Origin of the sequence: Bacillus sp. FSL P4-0248 (assembly GCF_038593305.1) — a bacterium.
In the GTDB taxonomy this organism is placed as follows: Bacteria; Bacillota; Bacilli; order Bacillales; family Bacillaceae; genus Bacillus; species Bacillus safensis.
On record NZ_CP151983.1, the window covers coordinates 2,113,789 to 2,135,584 of the forward strand.

General features: G+C 41.4%; 20 protein-coding genes and 1 other annotated feature (1 of these 21 cut by a window edge). Of the genes, 4 read left to right on the forward strand and 16 right to left on the reverse strand.

The window, feature by feature from the left end; genetic code table 11:
* Window positions 1-161, forward strand: a binding site (T-box leader) (it extends 51 nt beyond the left edge of the window).
* Between the two features lie 41 nt (window positions 162-202).
* The gene (gene proC, locus NST65_RS10715; RefSeq protein WP_046311691.1) at window positions 203-1,030 is read left to right on the forward strand and encodes a pyrroline-5-carboxylate reductase; all 828 of its coding nucleotides are present in this window, start codon (window positions 203-205) and stop codon (window positions 1,028-1,030) included.
* A 50-nt stretch (window positions 1,031-1,080) separates the two neighbouring features.
* On the opposite strand, the gene NST65_RS10720 is transcribed toward proC, so the two are convergent.
* From NST65_RS10720 to NST65_RS10740, 5 genes are all read right to left on the reverse strand, one after another.
* The gene (locus NST65_RS10720) at window positions 1,081-1,224 is read right to left on the reverse strand and encodes a hypothetical protein (protein WP_155267113.1); all 144 of its coding nucleotides are present in this window, start codon (window positions 1,222-1,224) and stop codon (window positions 1,081-1,083) included.
* 12 nt (window positions 1,225-1,236) lie between these two features.
* Window positions 1,237-1,725 (reverse strand): DinB family protein, encoded by a 489-nt coding sequence (locus NST65_RS10725; RefSeq protein WP_046311693.1) that lies wholly within the window; start codon window positions 1,723-1,725, stop codon window positions 1,237-1,239.
* Window positions 1,726-1,744: 19 nt separating this feature from the next.
* Complete coding sequence (locus NST65_RS10730; protein WP_111926483.1) at window positions 1,745-3,001, reverse strand: MFS transporter; 1,257 nt, start codon at window positions 2,999-3,001, stop codon at window positions 1,745-1,747.
* Window positions 3,001-4,350 carry a radical SAM protein gene (locus tag NST65_RS10735; RefSeq protein WP_070326522.1) on the reverse strand — a complete coding sequence of 450 codons (1,350 nt, stop codon included), beginning with the start codon at window positions 4,348-4,350 and terminating at the stop codon, window positions 3,001-3,003. The genes NST65_RS10730 and NST65_RS10735 overlap by 1 nt, the downstream gene beginning before the upstream one ends.
* A gap of 364 nt (window positions 4,351-4,714) precedes the next feature.
* Window positions 4,715-6,331 (reverse strand): M20/M25/M40 family metallo-hydrolase, encoded by a 1,617-nt coding sequence (locus NST65_RS10740; protein ID WP_342488808.1) that lies wholly within the window; start codon window positions 6,329-6,331, stop codon window positions 4,715-4,717.
* Between the two features lie 140 nt (window positions 6,332-6,471).
* On the opposite strand from NST65_RS10740, the gene namA reads away from it, so the two are divergent.
* The gene (gene namA, locus NST65_RS10745; RefSeq protein WP_111926479.1) at window positions 6,472-7,488 is read left to right on the forward strand and encodes an NADPH dehydrogenase NamA; all 1,017 of its coding nucleotides are present in this window, start codon (window positions 6,472-6,474) and stop codon (window positions 7,486-7,488) included.
* 120 nt (window positions 7,489-7,608) lie between these two features.
* Window positions 7,609-8,373, forward strand: a complete 765-nt coding sequence (locus tag NST65_RS10750; protein ID WP_046311700.1) for an alpha/beta hydrolase — start codon at window positions 7,609-7,611, stop codon at window positions 8,371-8,373.
* Between the two features lie 46 nt (window positions 8,374-8,419).
* Here NST65_RS10750 and NST65_RS10755 read toward each other — a convergent pair whose 3' ends face one another.
* Both NST65_RS10755 and rnz read right to left on the reverse strand, forming a co-directional pair.
* Window positions 8,420-9,727 carry an aminotransferase class I/II-fold pyridoxal phosphate-dependent enzyme gene (locus NST65_RS10755; protein WP_034280307.1) on the reverse strand — a complete coding sequence of 436 codons (1,308 nt, stop codon included), beginning with the start codon at window positions 9,725-9,727 and terminating at the stop codon, window positions 8,420-8,422.
* Window positions 9,728-9,866: 139 nt separating this feature from the next.
* Window positions 9,867-10,796 (reverse strand): ribonuclease Z, encoded by a 930-nt coding sequence (gene rnz / locus NST65_RS10760; protein WP_065214652.1) that lies wholly within the window; start codon window positions 10,794-10,796, stop codon window positions 9,867-9,869.
* Window positions 10,797-11,017: 221 nt separating this feature from the next.
* Here rnz and zwf point away from each other — a divergent pair, with 221 nt between their 5' ends.
* A complete protein-coding gene (gene zwf / locus NST65_RS10765) occupies window positions 11,018-12,493 on the forward strand; it encodes a glucose-6-phosphate dehydrogenase (protein WP_046311707.1) in 1,476 nt (491 codons plus the stop codon).
* Between the two features lie 47 nt (window positions 12,494-12,540).
* On the opposite strand, the gene NST65_RS10770 is transcribed toward zwf, so the two are convergent.
* The 9 genes from NST65_RS10770 to NST65_RS10810 all read right to left on the reverse strand — a co-directional run bounded on the left by NST65_RS10770 (window position 12,541) and on the right by NST65_RS10810 (window position 21,696).
* Window positions 12,541-13,263, reverse strand: coding sequence for a GntR family transcriptional regulator (locus NST65_RS10770; RefSeq protein WP_041117910.1), 723 nt, complete (start codon window positions 13,261-13,263; stop codon window positions 12,541-12,543).
* Between the two features lie 189 nt (window positions 13,264-13,452).
* Window positions 13,453-14,859: a glycoside hydrolase family 1 protein gene (locus tag NST65_RS10775; protein ID WP_046311709.1), complete on the reverse strand. Its 1,407-nt coding sequence runs from the start codon at window positions 14,857-14,859 to the stop codon at window positions 13,453-13,455.
* Window positions 14,843-16,189: a PTS cellobiose transporter subunit IIC gene (gene celB, locus NST65_RS10780; RefSeq protein WP_034280299.1), complete on the reverse strand. Its 1,347-nt coding sequence runs from the start codon at window positions 16,187-16,189 to the stop codon at window positions 14,843-14,845. Before celB ends, NST65_RS10775 begins: the two co-directional genes overlap by 17 nt.
* Window positions 16,190-16,214: 25 nt before the next feature.
* Window positions 16,215-16,547 carry a PTS lactose/cellobiose transporter subunit IIA gene (locus NST65_RS10785; protein WP_041109730.1) on the reverse strand — a complete coding sequence of 111 codons (333 nt, stop codon included), beginning with the start codon at window positions 16,545-16,547 and terminating at the stop codon, window positions 16,215-16,217.
* Between the two features lie 3 nt (window positions 16,548-16,550).
* Window positions 16,551-16,862: a PTS sugar transporter subunit IIB gene (locus NST65_RS10790; RefSeq protein ID WP_024422905.1), complete on the reverse strand. Its 312-nt coding sequence runs from the start codon at window positions 16,860-16,862 to the stop codon at window positions 16,551-16,553.
* Between the two features lie 318 nt (window positions 16,863-17,180).
* Window positions 17,181-17,966 carry an SDR family oxidoreductase gene (locus tag NST65_RS10795; protein WP_034280292.1) on the reverse strand — a complete coding sequence of 262 codons (786 nt, stop codon included), beginning with the start codon at window positions 17,964-17,966 and terminating at the stop codon, window positions 17,181-17,183.
* 12 nt (window positions 17,967-17,978) lie between these two features.
* Entirely contained in the window at window positions 17,979-18,827 is an 849-nt protein-coding gene (locus NST65_RS10800; protein ID WP_034280777.1) for a GRP family sugar transporter, read from the reverse strand.
* 116 nt (window positions 18,828-18,943) lie between these two features.
* Window positions 18,944-20,353, reverse strand: a complete 1,410-nt coding sequence (gene gndA / locus NST65_RS10805; protein WP_034280291.1) for an NADP-dependent phosphogluconate dehydrogenase — start codon at window positions 20,351-20,353, stop codon at window positions 18,944-18,946.
* A gap of 98 nt (window positions 20,354-20,451) precedes the next feature.
* Window positions 20,452-21,696: a DNA polymerase IV gene (locus tag NST65_RS10810; RefSeq protein WP_034280775.1), complete on the reverse strand. Its 1,245-nt coding sequence runs from the start codon at window positions 21,694-21,696 to the stop codon at window positions 20,452-20,454.
* Window positions 21,697-21,796 lie beyond the last annotated feature (100 nt).

A 21,796-nucleotide genomic window follows, 5' to 3' on the forward strand; every position in this document is an offset into this window, starting at 1 on the left:
GGTCCGCCGGCTGAAAGACTTCACCATCCTCTTATTTGCTGAACCTGCCCTTTGAGCTGTTAGGCAAACCTAAACGTTTCCCGCGTTAAGGGACTAGAGCTGAGTATGCAGGTTTGCATGCTAATTGAGGGTGGTACCGCGAAAAACCTTTCGTCCTTTTCAGGCGAGAGGTTTTTTTATTTTCTACAAGGAGGAGCAGCTTATGAGTAAAATTGGATTTATCGGTGCAGGCTCAATGGCAGAGTCTATGATCAAAGGTTTATTAAAAAGCGGAATGATGTCGAATGAAGATATCATTGTTACAAACAAAACGAATGAAAAACGATTAGAAGAATTACAGGTACGTTATGGGGTCAAAACGGATTTCGCTCGGTCCTTTATTTATGAAGAAACGGATATTCTCGTTTTTGCCTTAAAACCGAAGGATGCAGAAAGCGGAATTTCTGAAGTTCAGCCTCATTTACATGGACAGCTGATCATTTCTATTTTAGCTGGTATTTCCATTGAAACGATTCAACACTATGCTGGCGGAAAGACAGCAGTCGTTCGTGCGATGCCAAATACATCAGCGGCGATTCAGCAGTCAGCAACAGGTATTGCCGTAAGTCATGAAGTGACAGAGGGGCAAAAGAAAAAAGCCGTCGAGCTGTTTGAAACAATCGGGCATGTCACAGTATTAGATGAATCGCAGCTAAATGCTGTGACAGCCATCGCAGGCAGCGGCCCAGCCTTCATTTATCATTTGATTGAAGGAATGGAGCGAGGAGCTTCGGAACTTGGAATGGACCAAGCAACTGCGAAATTACTCATTTGCCAAATGATTGCAGGCGCCGCCAATATGCTTCAAGACAGCGGAAAAGAGCCTGCCCAACTGCGCAAAGAAATTACAAGTGAAGGCGGTACAACAGAAGCCGGCCTGAACACACTGGCTGCCTATCAATTTGAAGAAGCCGTTGTCGATTGTGTCAAAACAGCCACTAAACGCGCAGCAGAATTAAACGAAATGTTTTCAGCAAGCACGTATAAATGAAATTGAAAAGCACCTGTTTTGATGACAGGTGCTTTTTCACATATGACCCTCTATTTTTTCTCGCTGGCCACTGGGTGTGAATTGCGTGATTCACACTTCGGTTCTTTCTGTTCTTTACTAGAAATAGCTTGTTCTAATAAAGAATCACGTGCCTGATAAAAATTCACATCAACTAATAATTCTTGATGCTTCACTTTAGCACCTCCTCATGTAGATGATTCACTCATTGACATGATGGCTTTGATTTGATCCAGATGATGTTGTTCATGTAAAGCGATGGTTTCAGCTAATATTTGGACGGTCATCACTCCTTCTTCCGGATGCAGGCCTGATTGTTCCCAAATATCTTTTTCTAATAGCCGAAGCGTGTTGTTTCTTCTCTCTTTCATCCGTTTGATCAATGCTTTGATATCGTCAGCGTTATACCATTCATACGCTCTTTCTTTCACGTATATTTCAGGATCATACGATTGAAAGGGCGTGTGATCATCTGATATCGCTTGCTCTATCCGCTCTGACCAGACTTCTTCTGTGTCATACAAATGCCCGGCGAGCTGCTTAATTGACCACTTCCCCTCCCCCAAAGATTGATCCAGTGTGTAATCATCACAAGCCTTCACTATCTTCTCTAGTTCACTCATACTTTCCTGAAGCGATGTGATGATGTCTGTTTTTGTTAATTTCCCAGTTTCCATTACGCAATCAACGTCTCCTTTACAGTGAATGCATTTCTACTTTTGATTTATCTTGATGCTTTCCTTTTAGTAGCAGTAAGCTGTTCATCAAACCTGCTACTATCACAAGCCCTGCCATCCCTATAGCGATGACATGTATAGGAATCAAATCTCCGATAAATGCCATGAGGATAAACCCACTAATATAAAATATGCGTGATAATGCAAGACCTGCTGAAAACACACGGGCTCTTAAATGACTGCTTGCATATGTCATAATATTAGTAGAATACAAAACTTCGATTGGGCTATATAATAGATTGGCTAATAAAACAACAATCAAAAATCCAATAAAAGTCGTTTGTTGATACGACAATGCATGTAATATCGCAAGCAATATAACCGCTAATGTAGACCACCTTTTATAAAATTGAAAGGAGAATTTCACTTTTTTGAAGTACGATGCAAGTGTAAGTCCACCGATAATTTGCCCTAGTCCACTAATTGTATGACCAAGCCCCAAGCCAAAATTCCCTTCTCTTGCCACTTCTAAAATATACAGACTAAATAAAACATAAACGATGCTTAAAGCAAACTCTCTTGACATCAATATCCATATGGCGCTTTGAATTTTGGGTGATCCCTTGATTTCTTTAATTCCTTCTTTAAAACTTTGAACATATGACACATACTCTTTTTTTTCAGACGCTTCTTTCGCTTTAATTGGAATTAACAGCATAGCTGATAATAAAAATGTCAGCGCATCTACTAAATAAATTGTGGAAATTGACCAAATTTCTGTCACCAACCCGCCTAATCCTGTCGCAATGAGCATCGATGCGCTAAAAGATGTCGCCAGTATACTATTCCCCTTAGAAAGCTGCTCCTTATCAAGGATTTCAGGTATCATAGATGAACGAGCAGGCAGATATATACCAGAGAAAGCACCATTTAACGCTAATAATAAATAAAGGATAAACGGTGTAACATTCATTGTGACAACTAAAACAAACCCCAGTCCAATGATAAAACGTGCCACATCTGCGAATATCACAACTTTTTTGTAAGAAAACTTATCTATAATTGGGCTCAAAAGCATGGATGTTAAAATGAGAGGGAGCATGGAACAAATAAATAGAATGCTTAGATGGGTCGCTTTCCCAGTAAGTTCATAAATTAAACCAATCGTCGCTATCGTTCTAAACCAATCTCCAAAAGCAGATAAGTTTTGCCCAATAAAGAAACAGACAAAATTTTGATCTTTGAATAGCGATGTCGTTTCTTTCTTTGAAATCATTAGAGGAGCACCTCAGTCGACTCGTACCAGCCTAACTCTTTTTGCATAAACTCCACGGCTTGATCATAATTTTCTCTCTCTTTTTCTGGTATAAGATCAACTAAGATCGCCGGATACCATGGCTTCGCTTCTTCTTTGATTACAAAATATTGCTCCGCTTCTTCAACTACTCCTTTCATTATGAGCAGTTGTAGTTTACGATAGATTTCCTCACGCTTTGGCATTCGATTGAGATGCGTTTTTTCTATTTTCATTGTTTTAGGGAAGAAGACGAGTCTTCTATCAAAAGCATGATATTCTCTAGATTTAACAATAGGTAATTCTTGATTCGTCAGGCTTTCGATATACTTTTGCGTATTTCCTTCATTTGACCATATCATGCCTTGCATGTAGGAGATCGCTCCTGTTCCCAAACCAATATATTGATCTTCATATCCCCCGTAAATCACTTCGCCATATTGAAAACGTTTATTCTGATGCTCTGGAGCCATAAACGTATACACATAATTTTGATGCCAGCCATTCTTTTTTAAATGACGATATAATGTATCACTAAACTCAAATTTTTCTTTAGGATTTGGCGGCATTGGCACCTTGCCTTTGTTAATTTTTGATAACCATCCCTTCGAACAAGCAATATATTCTAGTGGATACGTATCAATACTTGTGCTTCCTAATGACATCACTCCATTTATGTCCTCTATCATCTCTTCTTTCGTTTGTCCAGGCAGCTGATAAAGCAAATCAATGTTATAAGATTGGAAATGACGTTTCATTAAGTCCACAGTCTGAGAGATTTGATCAAAACTAGCCGTTAAGTTGAACATTTTCCGATAGTATTCATTTAATGTTTGGACACCAAAGCTCCCTCTGTTGGCTCCACCTTCAGCCATAGCAGCCACTCTTTCTGGTGTAGCTGTTTTTGCTTCACATTCAAATGTCCATTCATAATCAGCAGATAATGAGAAATTTTCTTTTATAGCGGTCGAAAGTCGATAGATTAGTTCTGGGGGCATTATGGAAGGAGTACCTCCACCAACGAACACCACATCAAACGTCATTTTTTGGATATTAGGGGATTGGGATAAGATACGCATCTCATTGATTAAAGCATCTATATACTTTCCGATAATGGGCTCATATTTCGTAGATTTAATAAAAGGACAAAACGAACAGATCGTATCGCAGAAAGGGATATGTAAATATAAAGCGTTTTTCCCTTTTTGAAATGTTCGTTCTTTCTGAATGAATTCTGTCACACGAGATTGTGCTCCTTCTTGGCTCGCTTGGCCAAAAAAAGGATAAAGAAAATTCCATAAAGACGGATGCTCATCATAATAACTTTTCATATTTGACAATTCTCTCACCCAACTCTCGTCTATTTTTATCCCACATACAAATTCACAGAGAAGCTAAAAAAATCACTTCTCTGCGAAACACTCTTTTCAGTAAGTATTGATTCTATTCATTAGATTGCAATCCACTCGTTACGCTTCATTTTCATCACCTCCTTTTAATTAGATAAATTGTAACTTAATTACATAATTGATTATAATAGACTTTTCTGAATATTTCAATCATTTTCACTATTTTTTGTAAGGACTATTGTTTTATATACAATTTACGTATGAAACTTTTGGTATAACCATGAAAATATAGACTGAACATTCACAACCAAAAGCCCTATCATTAAGATAGGGCTCTTCATTACATCTACTTACTTTTCTCTAATAAAGCATGAATCGTTGATTCTAGTAATTCTGGCAAAATGCCAAAAGAGAACGGGACGTGCAGCCGCTCTGTCCATTTGTGCGGGTCCTTTCCTAGTGGACCTACGTTGATGACTGGAACGTAAAGGGCTTCCTTTTCTCCTTGCGGTAAAGAATAGCCTTTTTGGTAAAGCGGCATATTGGTTGTATAATGACCTACTTCCTGCTTTTCGAGCTGTAAGTAACTTAAATCAGACAATCCCGGGAAATATTTCACTTCCTCTACTTCAAGTCCATATACCTCTTTTGCCTCTTTTTGAATCTTCTTGAATGTCTTCTGAATATGCGTATCTTCTGTTGAGGACACCGAAGGGTAAAATGGCGGACTATAAAATAGAACAATCAGCGGTCCTTCTTCCTTACATAGTGTCGTCAGCTCCGAGACAATTTTCGTTGAAAAATCACGATCTCCAAGTTCACCTCGGTTGGCGAATGCATAGTTGACAATGCGCTCGACTTCCTGTTCACCAGAGCGATCTGCGGCTTTTTGATACAGCTCGTGATATGTGAGAACCGTCACCTGAGTGTCTATTGGTGTAAAGTGTTTAAAGCGCTGAAAGTCAGCTGTTTTCTGCCGAAGATTTGCCTCGATTTGGTCTGCTGCTTGTTTCGCAGTTTCATAGAGAAGTCCGTGCAGTTCTTCACTTGAACGTTTCATCATGAGCACATTAAATAAAGATACGGCTGTGTGAGGTGTTTGAACGGAATAGGCTTCTTTCAAGTCCTTTTGCATTAAGTTCGTTGGAGGCGGCGTTACTTCACCATCTGCTTCCTCACAATAGTCACTATTGAGCTCTAACAGCCGGTTTAGTTCAGATACCATACAATTCGCATTTAAGCCTGAGAAAGGCTCTCCTACATGCGTTTCGATCCCTTTACAGAAAAATCCGGCTAATACCTTTCCTATACTGCCTGTATACATATAATGATGTTCATCCCCTGGATACTTTTCAAACATCGGCTCACTGTTTAAACACGCGGTATAGTCAAGATCATGTTTTTCTTTAAGCTCTTTTAATTTCGGCACAGCCTCAAGCATTCCTTGTGAATTTACTTCCTCATCAGGAACTGTGACGAGCAGGACATTTCCATCAAATGTTTCTGTCATCGCTCTTTCCAGCATAGAAAGCTGTACGGTGAGACCTGCTTTCATATCCATGGCCCCTCTTCCAAACAGCCAGTCGCCTGAAGCAAGGTCCTCTCTTGCCCTCTTTGGAAGAAGCTCACTTTTTTGCGAAAAGGAAGTCATTAACTCTTCAGGCTTGCATGCCATGTTTTGAAATTCGCCGTAATCTTCTGTATCGACTACATCAAAGTGACTAAGAAGCAGCACGGTACGCTGCAGCGTACTTCGCTTCACAAGTGCCGTTAAATAATACCGGCCATCTTTCATCGGATGCAAAGCCAAATGATCAGGGTTCTGCTCAAAATAAGGCCGCTCCCTCAGCAAATAATATAAATATTCCGCTAACGCGACTTCTCCTGTTGTACCTGATATACTTTCATACTGCATAAGAGCTGTCAGGAGCTCCTTTCGTTCACTCTCTGTTTGCCATTTCATCCGTTCTCCCCCTTTGATGTCTCTATCTCTCCATTATACAAAAACGTGTATAAAAGCTATATTCTTTGAGCACCTTTTATGACGAAAGTTTGAATGGCTGTTATAATCGGCTATACAATTCCATGAGGAGGCGAAGGTATTTGGAAACAAAACTCTTTTCACCTTGGACATTAAAAGGTGTTACACTGAAAAACCGCATCGTGATGTCCCCGATGTGTATGTATTCATCCTATGACCGTGATGGGAAATTACAGCCTTTCCACTTCACACATTATATTTCCCGTGCACAAGGTCAGGCTGGTCTCATCATGGTGGAAGCCAGTGCTGTATCTCCCGAGGGAAGAATTAGTGATCAAGACCTCGGGATTTGGAGCGATGAGCACATTGAAGGTTTCGCTTCATTAAACGAACAAATCAAAGCATACGGAACGAAGACAGCCATCCAGCTAGCCCATGCAGGACGTAAGGCTGAACTTGATGGAGACATTCTTGCACCATCAAGCATCCCATTTGATGAAACATCTAAAACCCCTGTCGAGATGTCTGTTGACCAAATCAAAGATACCGTTCAGGCGTTTCAGGATGCAGCTGTACGGGCAAAAAAAGCGGGTTTTGACATCATTGAAATTCATGGTGCACATGGCTATTTGATCAATGAATTTCTTTCACCGCTGGCGAACCACCGAACAGACGACTATGGCGGTTCACCAGAGAACCGTTATCGTTTCTTAAGAGAAGTCGTAGATGCAGTCAATACCGTATGGGACGGACCTTTATTTGTCCGTGTGTCGGCTTCTGATTACACGACAAAAGGACTTGATATTGCAGATTATATCGGGATTGCCACTTGGCTCAAAGAGCAAGGTGTCGACTTAATCGATGTCAGCTCAGGTGCTGTCGTACAGGCGAAAATCAATACATTCCCCGGCTACCAAGTCACATTCGCAGAGAAAATAAAAGAAGGTGCCGGCATTCAAACAGCTGCTGTCGGTCTCATCACATCTGGTGTACAGGCAGAGGAGATTTTACAAAATCAGCGTGCGGATTTGATCTTTATTGGCAGAGAGTTTTTACGGGATCCATACTTCCCAAAAACAGCTGCTCAAGAACTCCTTACATCCATCGAAAGCCCGCGTCAATATGATCGCGCTTGGTAAAAGCTCTTAGGAAAAAAGGTGTCTATTTTTCGAAATAGGCATCTTTTTTGTTTTTAAGAGAAACATATCTGCCTTTTGTGCCGTCTTTTAGCTAAAGAACTGCTTAGAGGAGATGGAAGAATGAATTCGGTAATGATTGAAAAAATGTATCATATAGATGGACACCACTTTTATACAAAACATCGTCAAGGCAAAAGGCAAGCCACGATTATCTTTGAAGCAGGCTACGGCATTTCTAGTGATACGTGGTCGAATATGGCACGTGATATTGACCCAGAGCTTGGGGTTTTCTTATACGACCGTTTAGGAAATGGAAAGAGCAGTGAGAGCGGTGAAGGAAGAACCTTGCATGACCTCGCTGATGATTTAGATGCGCTGCTGAAAGAAGCCAATATTCAGCCGCCATTTCTTATTGTCGCTCACTCATTTGGCTCTCTTGTCAGCCGGTTATGGGCAAGCCGCAGAGGAGATGATGTCATTGGCATGGTGCTGTTAGACCCAGCAAGCGAGGAGCAAGAGCAGATGATCCTGCCGCTTTTATCAAAGGAAGAACGCACTTCATATATGGCGCAGTTTACAGCAGAATGTACGCATGAGGACTTTCAGCAAATGTTAAGCACAATGAAAGAGGAGCAAACTCATTTTGGAATGATGCCGCTTCTTGTCATTTCATCAGGTAAGAGCCGATTGTTTCACCCAGCTCATGAAGCTTGGCTCAGACTTCATAAACGCATGCTGTCTTTGTCATCCCAAAGCGGATGGATTCAGGCGCAAAACAGCTCGCACTATATTCATCATGATGAACCGCATATTGTACAGCTTGCTATCTATGATGTATGGTGCGCAGCCAAACAACCTGTCTCCTATTACCAAACTGCTAATTAAAATAAAAAACTCCTTGACCCGTTATGAGTCAAGGAGTTTCTTCTATTTATGCCGTTGGAGCAGATTGACTTTTTTCAGAAAGCAGCTTTTCAATGCTGACAAGCTGAACACATAATGTAAAGATGTCAATCGCTTGCTCTAGTTCTTCAAGAGCCGGGAATGTTGGTGCAATGCGAATGTTGCGATCAAGCGGATCTTTTCCATATGGATATGTTGCACCTGCACCTGTCATTGTGACACCTGCTTCTTTTGCTTTTTGCACAACAGCTTTTGCACAATGATCAAGTGTATTTAAACTAATGAAATATCCGCCATTTGGCTTGTGCCATTCAGCGATGTCTTTCCCGCCAAGTTTTTCGTCAAGAATGGAAAGAACGAGGTCAAATTTTGGCTTAATGATCGCCGCATGCTTTTTCATATGTTCCTTCAAACCTTCTGGATTTTGGAAGAAACGAAGATGTCTTAGTTGATTGATTTTGTCTGGTCCGATCGTTTGAATCGATAATTGCTTTTGAGTGAAGCTCACATTGTCAGGGCTAGACGCCATCAGTGCAACACCTGAGCCTGGGAATGTAATTTTAGACGTAGACGCAAACATAAACACACGGTTCGGGTATCCTGCCTCTTCAATTGCTTGAAAAATATCTTTTAACGTATCAGGTGTATCCGTTAGATGGTGGACTGCATATGCATCATCCCAAAAAATGCGGAAGTCGTCTGCTTTTGTTTTCATTGAAGCTAGGCGGTCAACGACTTCATCTGAATACGTAATGCCGTCTGGATTGCTATATTTCGGTACACACCAAATGCCTTTAATCGCTTCATCTTCTGCGACCAATTTTTCTACTTGATCCATATCAGGTCCATCAGCCTTCATATCGACCGTGATCATCTCTATGTTAAATAGCTCACAAATGGCAAAATGACGGTCATACCCTGGGCTTGGTGCAAGGAATTTTACCTTTGGCAGCTCTCCCCAAGGTGTTTTGCTGTCACATACGCCGTGAGTCATCGCACGTGCAATGGTATCATGCATCATATTCAGGCTAGAATTACCGCCGATGATGATTTGTTCTGGCTTTAAATTGAGTACTTCTGCAAAAAATGTCTTCGTTTCAGGAAGGCCTGTCAAGCCGCCATAGTTTCGCACATCTGTGCCATCTTCAGCTGTCATTGCATCCTTTGATGTCACAACATCGAGCATGCCCATAGACAAATCGAGCTGTTTTGGTGAAGGCTTCCCTCTAGACATGTCTAAGTGCAAGTTCTTACTTTTGTAAGTTTCATACTCATTTTGTAGTGCCACATATAGGTCATTCAATTCTGCTTCACTTAATGCTGTAAAACCGCTCATCTTTGATTGTGCCTCCCGTATTCTTCATAGTTTAATTCGTCATTTGTTTTTTCTTCACCATTTTACCACTACCTGAAAAAGAGCGTCATCATAAATATCAAAAAAATCACACAACTTTTTTTGACGATTCATCCAATTTTTACAGGGTGCGTTCAATGGGGAAAGAAGAGAAATCATGTGCAGCTTCTGTCAGCGGGAATATATCGCGGGCTTCTTTCAACAGTTGTTTCAGTGCCTCTTCTCCTTGGTAACGTGCACTTATATGGGTCAAAATGAGCCTTTTTGCGCCTGCTTCCTGTGCTGTTTTCGCTGCTTGTTCTGTTGTACTGTGATAATAATTGTAGGCTAAATCTGCATCTTCTTTACCGAATGTTGCTTCATGGACTAACACATCCGCATTTTTGGCAAGCCTTGTTATATTCTCGCACAAACGGGTATCTCCTGAAAATGCAACGATTCTCCCTTTTTTAGGGGGTTCCAAATAATCGGTTCCATCAATGGTTCTTCCATCTTCGAGTGTCACGGTTTCCCCATTTTTCAACTTCTGATACAAAGGTCCAGGTTTTACACCGATTTCTTTTAGGTCTTCGGCTTTTAATGAACCAGGCATATCTCTTTCCACAACCCGATAGCCGTAAGCTGGAATCCCGTGAGAGACTCTTCTTGCTTCTACTTGAAAGGTATCATCTTCAAAGACGATCCCTTCGTCTATTTCTATGATATGCAGCGGATATGTCAAATGCGTTTGTGTAGCTGAAAGTGCTGCATTCACAAAGGCCTTGATGCCCTTTGGTCCATAGATCGTCAATTCATCCTCCCCGCCTTGAAAGGATCTGCTGCCAAGGAGTCCCGGAAGGCCATATACATGATCACCGTGCATATGTGTGATAAATATTTTCTCGATCTTTCTCGGTTTAATCGCTGTATGTAAGATTTGATGCTGCGTCGCTTCTCCGCAATCAAAAAGCCACACTGCATTTCTTTCTTCTAAAAGCTTGAGCGCTGTGCAAGTGACGTTTCTTGTTTTTGCAGGTATGCCTGCACCTGTTCCTAAAAAGAGCAGTTCCATTACTTTTCCTCCTAAAGCCGGTATACAATATCTTCATTCATTTAGAATACATGAAGACAAGGTAAATGTGAATTCAGCGGAATTATTGAAAAAAGTGAAACGAGAGCAGAAAAAGTCGAATCAAATGTTTGCTTTACGAACAATGAAGCTTTAAAATAAAGAAAATGTACATACATTCTCGGTTTTTACAACAATGCTACGAATAAAGTGAGGTACTTCTCGTGAATACAGAAACTAACAACCCTAAAGCAGTCATTGTCATTTTTGGCGCAACAGGAGACCTTGCCAAACGCAAGCTCTACCCTTCTATACATAGACTTTACCAAAGCGGAAAGCTAGGTGATCAATTCGCTGTTGTCGGAGTTGGACGCCGCCCGTGGTCTCATGAGGACCTCAGAGCTGTGGTAAAGGAATCTGTTTCTTCTGATGATGCAGAAGCGAAAACAGAGGAATTCATTTCACATTTCTATTATCACGATTTTGACGTATCAAGCCCTGCTTCCTATCAATCGCTAAACACGCTTTTAACAGGCCTTGAAGATACGTACAGTATTCCAAATAACCGCATGTTCTATTTAGCTATGGCACCGGAATTTTTCGGAACGATTGCGAAGTTCCTAAAGAGTGAGGGCGTATCAGAAACAACCGGCTGGTCACGACTTGTCATTGAAAAGCCATTTGGGCACGATCTGCCAAGTGCCAAGACATTAAATGAAGAAATTCGTGATGCATTCACAGAAGATCAAATTTATCGTATTGACCACTACCTTGGTAAACAAATGGTTCAAAACATTGAAGTCATTCGCTTTGCAAATGCCATCTTTGAACCACTTTGGACAAACCGCTATATTTCAAACATTCAAATTACATCCAGTGAATCCTTAGGGGTTGAAGACCGGGCTCGATATTACGAAAATTCTGGTGCACTAAGAGATATGGTCCAAAACCATATGCTTCAAATGGTTGCCCTTTTAGCAATGGAGCCGCCAATTAAACTGAATACAGAGGAAATCCGCAGCGAAAAACGGAAAGCACTGCGCGCTCTTCGTCCTTTCTCTAAAGATGAGGTCGATCAATTCTTTGTCCGCGGTCAGTATGATACTGGTACGATGAATGGCAATGTCGTTCCTTCTTATCTGGAAGAGCAAAATGTTGACCCGAACTCAAACACAGAAACATTTGTGGCAGGGAAACTGCTGATTGATAACTTTAGATGGGCCGGGGTGCCATTTTACATTCGGACAGGAAAACGGTTAGAAAAGAAATCTACTCAAATCGTGGTTCAATTTAAAGACATTCCCATGAACCTGTACTATGGAAACGGAAATGCCATGCATCCAAACTTACTCGTCATTCATATTCAGCCAGATGAAGGCATCACCCTTCACTTAAATGCTCGCAAGCTGGATGGCGGCACATATGCGAAACCGATTAAGCTCGACTACCAAACAAACTATAACGACATCATGAATACACCAGAAGCATATGAAAAGCTGATTCATGACTGCTTGCTAGGCGATGCGACAAACTTTGCTCACTGGGATGAAGTGGCACTTTCTTGGAACTTTGTTGATCCGATTTCTGAGAAATGGGCAGAAAGCAAAACATTAAAACCAAACTATCCTGCTGGTTCTATGGGACCGAAAGAAGCTGATGAGCTTCTAGAAAAAGATGGATACCATTGGTGGAATATATAAAATCATATGAAAAAAGAGCAGTCTCCCTTGGGGGTTCTGCTCTTTTTTTAACGTCCTGTTTTCGTTATTTCAACCGTTGAAAAGTCAAATTTATCATAGCGATGATGGCTAAATGAATATTCAAACGGCTGCCCTGCGTTTAAATAAGCAACCTGCTCGACTTCAAGCACAGGATCTGTGGGGTCACACCCTAAATACTGCTGATCCAGCTGATCTGATTTAGCCGCTCTAATTTTCTTGTGCGCTCCTGCTATTTTTAGATGAAGCTGATTTGAAATGTAGCCATAGATAGAACCCAGTAGAACTTCTTCATCTATGCCCTTAATGAGATTAACAGGCATAAACGTTTTTTCTAATACATAAGGCTCTTCATCCACAAGACGGAGCCGGATGATATCATAAATAGGTGTGGTTGAGTCAATAGATAGATGGGCTGCCACCTCTTCGCTTGGAAAATGGACATCAAAATGAATGATTTGAGTCGTGACGTTTTTATCTGCCATGACTTTTGTGAACCCTTTATTTTCATGGCCTGATACATTGATTGCCCCTTGATTGAGCGCTGCCTTTACAATAAATGTACCGTGGCCTCTTTTTCTAAAGAGCAGACCTTCTGCAACGAGAAGATCGAGCGCACGTTTCATTGTCATTCTGCTGCATTGAAATTCGGCGGCAAGCGAGTTCTCATCTGGAATGGGTTGATCTTCTGGATAATATGCTGTTCCTATTCGTTTTCTGATTTCTTCTGAAATGAGTTCATACTTCTTCATCTCACACCACCAACTGACTTGTTTTTTCATAGCGCTTTATTCTAGATGGAAATATGGCGTTTTTTAGCCTTCCTCTCATTTTACACTAAGGGATGTGAGCTTAAAAGGTGCCAGCCATTTTTGTTTCATCCACTTCCCGTCACATAAGAAAAATACCTGCTCTTTTCAAGGAAAGAGCAAGTATTTTGATTAAAAACCGTTATTCTTTGAAACGGATTGAAACCAGTATCCGCTTTTCTTAATCGTTCGTTTCCCGTCTTTTTGAAGATCGACTGAGACAAATCCATAACGATTTTTATATGCATTCGACCAGGACCAGTTGTCCATAAAGGTCCATAGATGATAGCCTTTCACATTGCTTCCTTCTTGAATGGCTCGATGAACCCATTTGAGATGCTCAGAAATAAAGTCAATGCGGTAATCGTCATGAATCATTCCTTCTTCATCCTTAAACCGCTCTTCTCCTTCGACACCCATGCCATTTTCAGAAATAAAACATTCAATATTATCATAGTCTGTTTGGACTTTTTTCAATATGTCATAAATGCCCTTTTCATAGATTTCCCAGCCTCGATACACATTCATTTTTCTTCCCGGCATCTCAAAAGAATCAAAATAATGGTTCGGCATAAATGGTGCTTGAGGGTGCGGCATATGCTCTTTCGCTTTCACTCTTCTTGGCTGATAATAGTTGATGCCAAGAAGATCAATCGTATTCTCTCGAATGAGCTCAAGGTCCCCTTCTTCCATACTTGGCATAAAGCCTTCTTTTTTTAAGACTTCTACTAGCTTTTCCGGGAAATGCCCCTTCACCGCAGGATCTAAGAAGGAACGGTTAAAGAAAGCATCGGCCATCTCTGCTGCTTCTACATCGCGCGGATGCTGGCTTCGCGGGTACGAAGGAGTCAGGTTTAGGATGATGCCAATCTTACCGCCTTGCTGCAGCTTTTTATAAGCCGCAATCGCCTTCGCATTTGATAAAAGTTCATGAAAACCGACCTGTACAGCCTTTTGGAAATCGACTTCGTTTGGATAATGAAAGCTATACATATATCCGCCTTCTACAGGCACAATCGGTTCGTTATGGGTAAACCATTTTTTCACCCGGTCACCAAATAATTGGAAGCATAATGCCGCATAGCTGACATAGTCGTCGACCACCTGTCTGTTCACCCAGCCGCCCTTCTCCTGAAGCGCCATTGGCATATCGAAATGGTATAGGTTCACAAATGGCTCGATATCATGTGCAATCAGTTCATTGATCACATCATTGTAAAAAGACACCGCTTCTTCATTGACGGCACCTGTTCCTTCAGGTAAGAGGCGTGACCATGAAATCGACAGCCGAAATGAATTGTGGCCAATTTCTTTCATGAGACGGATATCCTCTTTATATTTTCGATAAAATTGGGATGTCACGTTCGGCCCTACGCCATCAAAAAAACGAGTCGGCTCTTGTTCAAACCAATGATCCCAAATGTTCGGTCCCTTTCCATCGCCGGGGACGCTCCCTTCTGTTTGCGTCGCAGAAGCAGAAGATCCCCACCAGAAACCTTCTGGGAATGTATATGATTGCTTGTTAGTTTCCATCGACATGTATTGAGTCTCCTTCGCCTTTGATATTTGCTGCCTTCGTTTTTTCTGTTGTCGTTATTTTTTCATTTTTCACATTCATACGGTCAATAAACTTCAGGAACGGGAACCAAATGACAAACACAATCATTAGGTTAAACAGCTGAAGCAGACCGCCCGCTAATGAATTTGTTGCCATCATTCCGCTAATAAAGATCGGTACTGTCCATGGGATATTCACGCCTGTCGGCGGCGGTACAATGCCTGATGCCATCGCAAAATAAGTAATACATGTAATGACCATTGGCGCCAAAATCCACGGAATGAGAATAAGCGGATTCATGACAATCGGTAAACCGAAGATAATCGGTTCATTGACGTTAAATAATCCTGGTCCTAAGCCAAGCTTGGCTACTTGTTTTAATTGCTTACTTTTCAGGAAAATTAAAATCGTAAACACAACAGCAAGCGTCATACCGGTTCCACCCATTCCAACCGTATAAATTTCAATAAACTGCTTGCTGATGATATTAGGAACCTCACCTGTTTTTGTATAGCTTTCTAGGTTTTGTATGGACAATGTATTCCAAATCGGATCCATGACAGAGTTGATAATAATTTGGCCATGGAGCCCAAAGAACCAAAGAATTTGTATAAAGAAAACAGCGATCAACGTCGGAATAATACCGCTTCCAAGACCGACAAGCGGCGCCTGAATGGCATGATAAATCAAATCATGCATATTTGTTTTGAAGCCTTGTGTAATGATGATATTAATAAATAAAAAGGTTGTAAGTGTCAAAGTAGCCGGGATCAGTGCAGCAAAAGACTTGGAAACAGCTGGCGGAACCCCTTGCGGCATATTGATCACAAATTTCTTCTGGACAAAATAACGATAAATTTCAGCAGACAAAAAGCCTGTGATCATTCCTAGGAACATCCCCTTTGCACCTAAACGATCAACTGGGATAACGCCTGCAATCGTTGCACCGCCTTCTTGTTCTAGTAAAAATGGAGTTAGAAGCAAGAAAGAGGCTAAAGCAATCACGCCGCCAAAGACAGCTTCTACATCATAGCTTTTTGATAAATAGTAGCCGATCCCAAATACAACAAACACACTCATAATGCTGATGGTCGCACTCGGTGCGATATTCAGTGCAGACTGGACGCCTTCCAGTACGGTTTTACTCATGATTTTATCTAAAAATGGCAAATTCATCAGCACAACCATAATGGAACCAAAGATGGTGAGCGGGAACGCAAGCATAAAGGCATCACGTAAAACGCCTAAATAGCGGTTGTTGTTCAATCTCCCAGCAATCGGAACCAAAATGGCACTTATTTTATCAAACATTGGTTTCCCCCCTTGTTTACACCCTTTATTGTTTAAGCGATTGGAATATCGGCAGGAGCTCTCCCACAAGCTCCTTGATGGTAATGGTCGACATTAAGTGATCTTCAGCATGCATGAGCAGTAAGGAAAAGGATGCCCTTTCTCCGCCTGCCTCTTTCTGCACGAGTTGAAAATGGATGTCATGTGCAAGCCGTAAATCTTCTTCCGCTTCTTTCATAAGACCAAAAGCTTCTTCTTCTAGACCTTCTCGATATTGTTTAAGAGCCTGAAGCAATTTGCTGCGTGCATTCCCGCTGTGTAAGATCAATTGAAAGCTCACTTGTTCCTCCGTGAGCCCTTCGAGTGTTTTCTTTTCCATCCTTTAAGATTCCCCCATCAATGTAAGTGCCTGTTCATACGCTTTTTGTCCATCGGCAAGCCCGTATGCCTGCATATCAATGACCTCTACCTCAATCCCGTATTTTGTTGCTTCTTTTTGAAGGTCTCCTTTTAAAAAGCTCATTTGCGGTCCGATTAACACAACATCTGCATTCGCCATTTCTTTTTTTGCTTGATCTTGACCAACTGCCCAAATTTCTGCTTCGTCCCCGATTGAATCGGCATGTGCTTTCATCTTTGTCACTAGTAAACTCGTAGACATTCCCGAACTGCATGCTAATAAAATACGTTTCATTTCTCTCACCCCATTGTTGTAATAAAAGCGCTTCCAATTAATATTATATAATTTTATTTTTAAATGTCTAGACATTAAATTTCATTTGTCTGTATTTAATATAAAAAAGAGCTTATTTTACGCTCGTTCAGATTGTTGACAAAGGGCTAAAATGCTTGATTTTAGCCCTTTGTCTTCTTTTCAGCCTGATAGAAAACCTTTGCAGCCCTAGGAAGGACGAGCACAGGTGCGGAGCGAATTTGACATTCGTGAGCACCGGAGCGCAGACCTGACACCGAATGCGAGGGTTTGTCTACACGCTGATTTGTCTTCATTGTCTTATCCTTTTCCTGCCTGGAACCCAGGATACTTTGTCATGCCGCCGTCTACATATAACGTCAGGCCTGTGACATAGCTCGCCTCTTTTGATGCCAGCCAGACAGCACATGCTGCCACTTCTTCCGGCTTTCCAATATAACCGATTGGAATCAGCTCAATCACGCCTTTTTTCAATGCTGGATCATCGAATTTCTCCGCATTAATCGGGGTATCAATGGCGCCTGGTGCAATACTGTTTACACGGATTTTTTTAGGGGCATATTCAAGCGCCAATGTTTCTGTCAAAAGCTTTGCGCCTCCTTTACTAGCTGCATAATGGACAAAATGAGGCCAAGGAATTTGCTGATGAACCGACGACATATTAATGATCGAGCCTTCTATCCCATGGTCTGTCATATACTTCAGTGCATCACGGCACCCTAGAAACATGCCTGTTAAATTGGTAGACATTACTTTGTTCCAATTATCCAGCGTCATTTCTGTAGAGGGTACTTCATTTTCAATGCCTGCGTTATTGATCATCACATCAAGACTGCCAAATGTATCAACAGCTTTATCAATCATCGCCTGCATATCCTCTTCCTTTGATACGTCTCCCTTGATTTTCACAGCCTGTCCGCCATGTTTTTGAATATCTGCAATGGTTTCATCCGGATTTTCTTTATCGGAGAAGTAATTGATCACCACATTGGCTTTTTCTTGTCCAAATCGGCGGGCCATCGCTTGACCAATCCCTGTACCTGCACCTGTTATCAGAACTGTTTTTCCTTCTAAATCTGGATACATTCGTGTAACCTCCTATTTTGTAAAGCCTAGCAGTACACCGCCTGCAATAATCATCAAGCAGCCTGCAATGACAAAGCTTGTTCTAGATGCTTTCTCTTTTAATAAGTAAATGCCGCCTAGTGTTGAGATAACAATCCCTGTTTGTGACATCGAAAAGCTTACGGCTACGCCGATTAATGGAATGGCCAAAAGCAGACCAAGATTTCCTGTTGACCAAACAAGACCGGCAATGATATTTCTAAACGTATATTTACTAAATGGGTCCTGCTTTAAACTAATCGCTAAGGATGAAAGCAGCATGCCGACGGATTGCGGGACAAGTGCAGACCAGCCATCAATATCAAACCATCTTAAAATAACGACATATCCGACGTAGCCAACGGTTGAGATGAGCAGAATAATGATCCCTTTTTTAAAATTGCCTCTGCCATCCCCGCCGCCATTCTTTTTTTGACCGAGCGATGTCATCACAACACCTGCAATGATCAGTAAAATGGCGCAAGAACCAATGAGTATGACCGTCATCGTCTGCCATTCTTTGAAGACCATGACACCAAATAGCGTTGTGCTCACAAGCTGCATGCCCGTTGATAAAGGAACCGCTTTAGATACACCGAGAAAAGCAACACTTGAAAGCTGATTCATTTGTCCAATACTCCAGAAGATGCCTGAAATGACGGAAACCGCAAAAATAAGCGGTGTCAGCTCTGGCATTTTGATGAAAAACGCTGCAATCGAAAATAAAAATGCGCCGAGCGTAATGCCGAGGGTTTGCTGATACGCATTCCCGCCTAGTTTGACACTGATGAGAACAATACTTCCCCAAAATATCGCTGGGAGAAGTGCATATAAAATGCCCACTTCTATCCCTACTTTCTTGTCTTTTTTACATAGCATCCCTCTTTTTCACATTTTTAGCCGAAAAGATACAAACAAAAAAACCTTACCAAAGGTAAGGTTTTTCAGTCGTTCTCTATTTATTTCATCCATTCAGTATGGAATACGCCTTCTTTATCTGTGCGCTCATAAGTATGTGCACCGAAATAGTCACGCTGTGCTTGAATTAAATTCGCTGGAAGGACAGCTGTGCGATAGCTATCAAAGTAAGCAAGTGCACTTGAGAATGAAGGAACAGGAACTCCTTGTTCCACTGCAAGTGAAATGACTTTACGAAGTGATGATTGATAGTTTTGAGCAATATCCTTAAAGTATGGATCAAGCAATAGGTTTTTCAGTTCAGGATTACGGTCATATGCTTCTTTAATTTGTTGTAAGAAGGCTGCACGAATGATACATCCGCCGCGGAAGATCATCGCAATTTCACCGTATTTTAAATCCCAGTTATATTCATCAGACGCTGCTTTCATTTGCGCAAAGCCTTGTGCGTAAGAGCAGATTTTACTCATGAATAGGGCTTTTCTAACCGCTTCGATCAGCTCTTGTTTATTCTCAGCTGATTGCGCTGGCTCAGGACCTTCGATCAATTGACTTGCTTCCACACGCTCATCTTTCATTGCAGAAATGTAGCGCGCAAAAACAGACTCAGTAATGATTGGAAGCGGGACACCTAGATCAAGTGAGCTTTTGCTTGTCCATTTTCCAGTTCCTTTTTGACCAGCTTTATCTAAGATCACATCCACAAGCGGCTGGTTTGTTTCTTCATCCACTTTTGTGAAAATGTCAGCTGTAATTTCGATTAAATAGCTGTCAAGCTCGCCTTTATTCCACTCTGAGAATACTTCATGAAGCTCCGCTGCTGACAAACCAGCAACATGCTTCAAGATAAAGTATGATTCAGAGATCAATTGCATATCTCCGTACTCGATACCGTTATGAACCATTTTGACATAATGTCCTGCTCCATCTGGGCCGATATACGTTGTACAAGGCTCGCCATCTACTTTCGCAGAGATCGCTTCTAAGATTGGTTTCACTAGCTCATGCGCTTCTTTTTGACCGCCTGGCATGATGGAAGGGCCTTTTAGCGCGCCTTCTTCACCGCCAGAAACACCTGTACCAATGAAGTGAATACCACTCTCTGCAAGCTCTTGGTTACGTCTTTGTGTATCCTTGTAATATGTATTTCCACCATCAATTAAAATGTCACCTTTCTCTAGGTGAGGAAGTAATGATTGAATGGTTGCATCTGTTGCTGCACCAGCTTTTACCATTAAAAGAATTTTACGCGGTGTTTCAAGCGACTGAACAAATTCTTCGATGCTGTATGTGCCAACAACGTTTTTTCCTTCTGCTTCTTGAAGAAACTCTTCTGTTTTGCTGCTAGATCTGTTATAAACGGATACGGAGAAACCGCGGCTTTCAATATTGAGGGCAAGGTTTTTCCCCATAACGGCTAGTCCAACCACACCGATTTGTTGTTTTGACATAATTCTGACGTCCCTTCTAACACACTATATTGATTACTGCTGAAATGATGTACCCTTTGAAATTACCACAACATCACCTCTTTTATCAAGTTTTCAGGCTAGTCATTTCCTCTTTCGTCCTGAAAAAAATCTTTATTAAAACTTGTCCCGCTTGTTTTGCTCTCTTTTTCCTTAATGGTGATCCCTCTTTGCACCAATGACTTTCCATATTTTTCTTTCAGTCCATCTAAAATGGTTTGGAGAGGCTCTTCTTTTGCATCTTCTGTATATGAAAATAAATCAAGCTGTTTAACTGCTGCTTTTCGTTCGACAAGGTCTGTCCCCGTCACACCTAAGAGCCTCACTGGCTGGTCATTCCAATGTTTAAGGAATAACTGCTTTGCCGCTTCAAATATATCTTCCTTTCGATCCGTTGGATTCGTAAGCATGACACTTCGCGTGATATTTTTCCAGCTTGCATACCGAATCATGATGAGCAGACGATTTGCCATTACTTCTTTTCTCCTTAACCTTGCACTCACAGATTGTGACAGCTTATCAATTAACGTGACAAGTTCATCTGAATCATCCGAATCATGAGGCAGAGTGGATGAATTGCCGACGGATTTAAATTCGTATATTCTTTCTGGATCCACGATGCCGTCATGTTCACCATTCGCCTTTTGCTTTAATCTCGGTCCATTAATGCCAAGCAATTCTTTTAGCGTATACTCATTCGCTTTCGCTAAGTCTTCAATGGTATGAATTCCGATTTTTTTTAATTTATCTGCCGTTTTTTGTCCAACCCCGTGCATATCACCAGCAGGGAGCGGCCAGAGCATGTTCGGAACATCTCGTTTACGCAATATGGTGATGCCCATTGGCTTTTTCCAATTAGACGCCATTTTCGCTAAAAATTTATTCGGTGCAATGCCGATACTTGAAGGTAGCATCAGCTCCTCTACAAGCCTTGTTTGAATATCATGAGCCGTTTTTACCGCATGCTCGGCATATGGTGTATGCGTTAAATCAATATAGCCCTCATCAATCGATACAGGTTCGACTAAATCACTGTATTCTCTTAGTATTGTAAACATCTCTTGTGAGGAGCTGCGGTATCGGTCAAAGTTCGGTGTGCGGACAATGAGTCCCGGACATAGCCGCTTCGCCTCCCATAAGGGCATCGGGGGCTTCACACCTAGTGCTCTTGCCTCGTAGCTGCACGTCACAACAATCCCTTTACGCTCTTTTGCATTTCCGCTGATGGCTAAAGGTTTCCCCCGCAAAGAAGGATCATACGCCATTTCTACATTGGCATAAAAAGCATTCATGTCTATATGAAAAATAATATTTGACATTGGCATAACCCCATTTTCTTGTCTACCTGTATTTTGATCAGCTGTTTCCTCATATATCAAACATGATGGATCCCTTTTATGCTCAATTATACATTGATTTATTTCA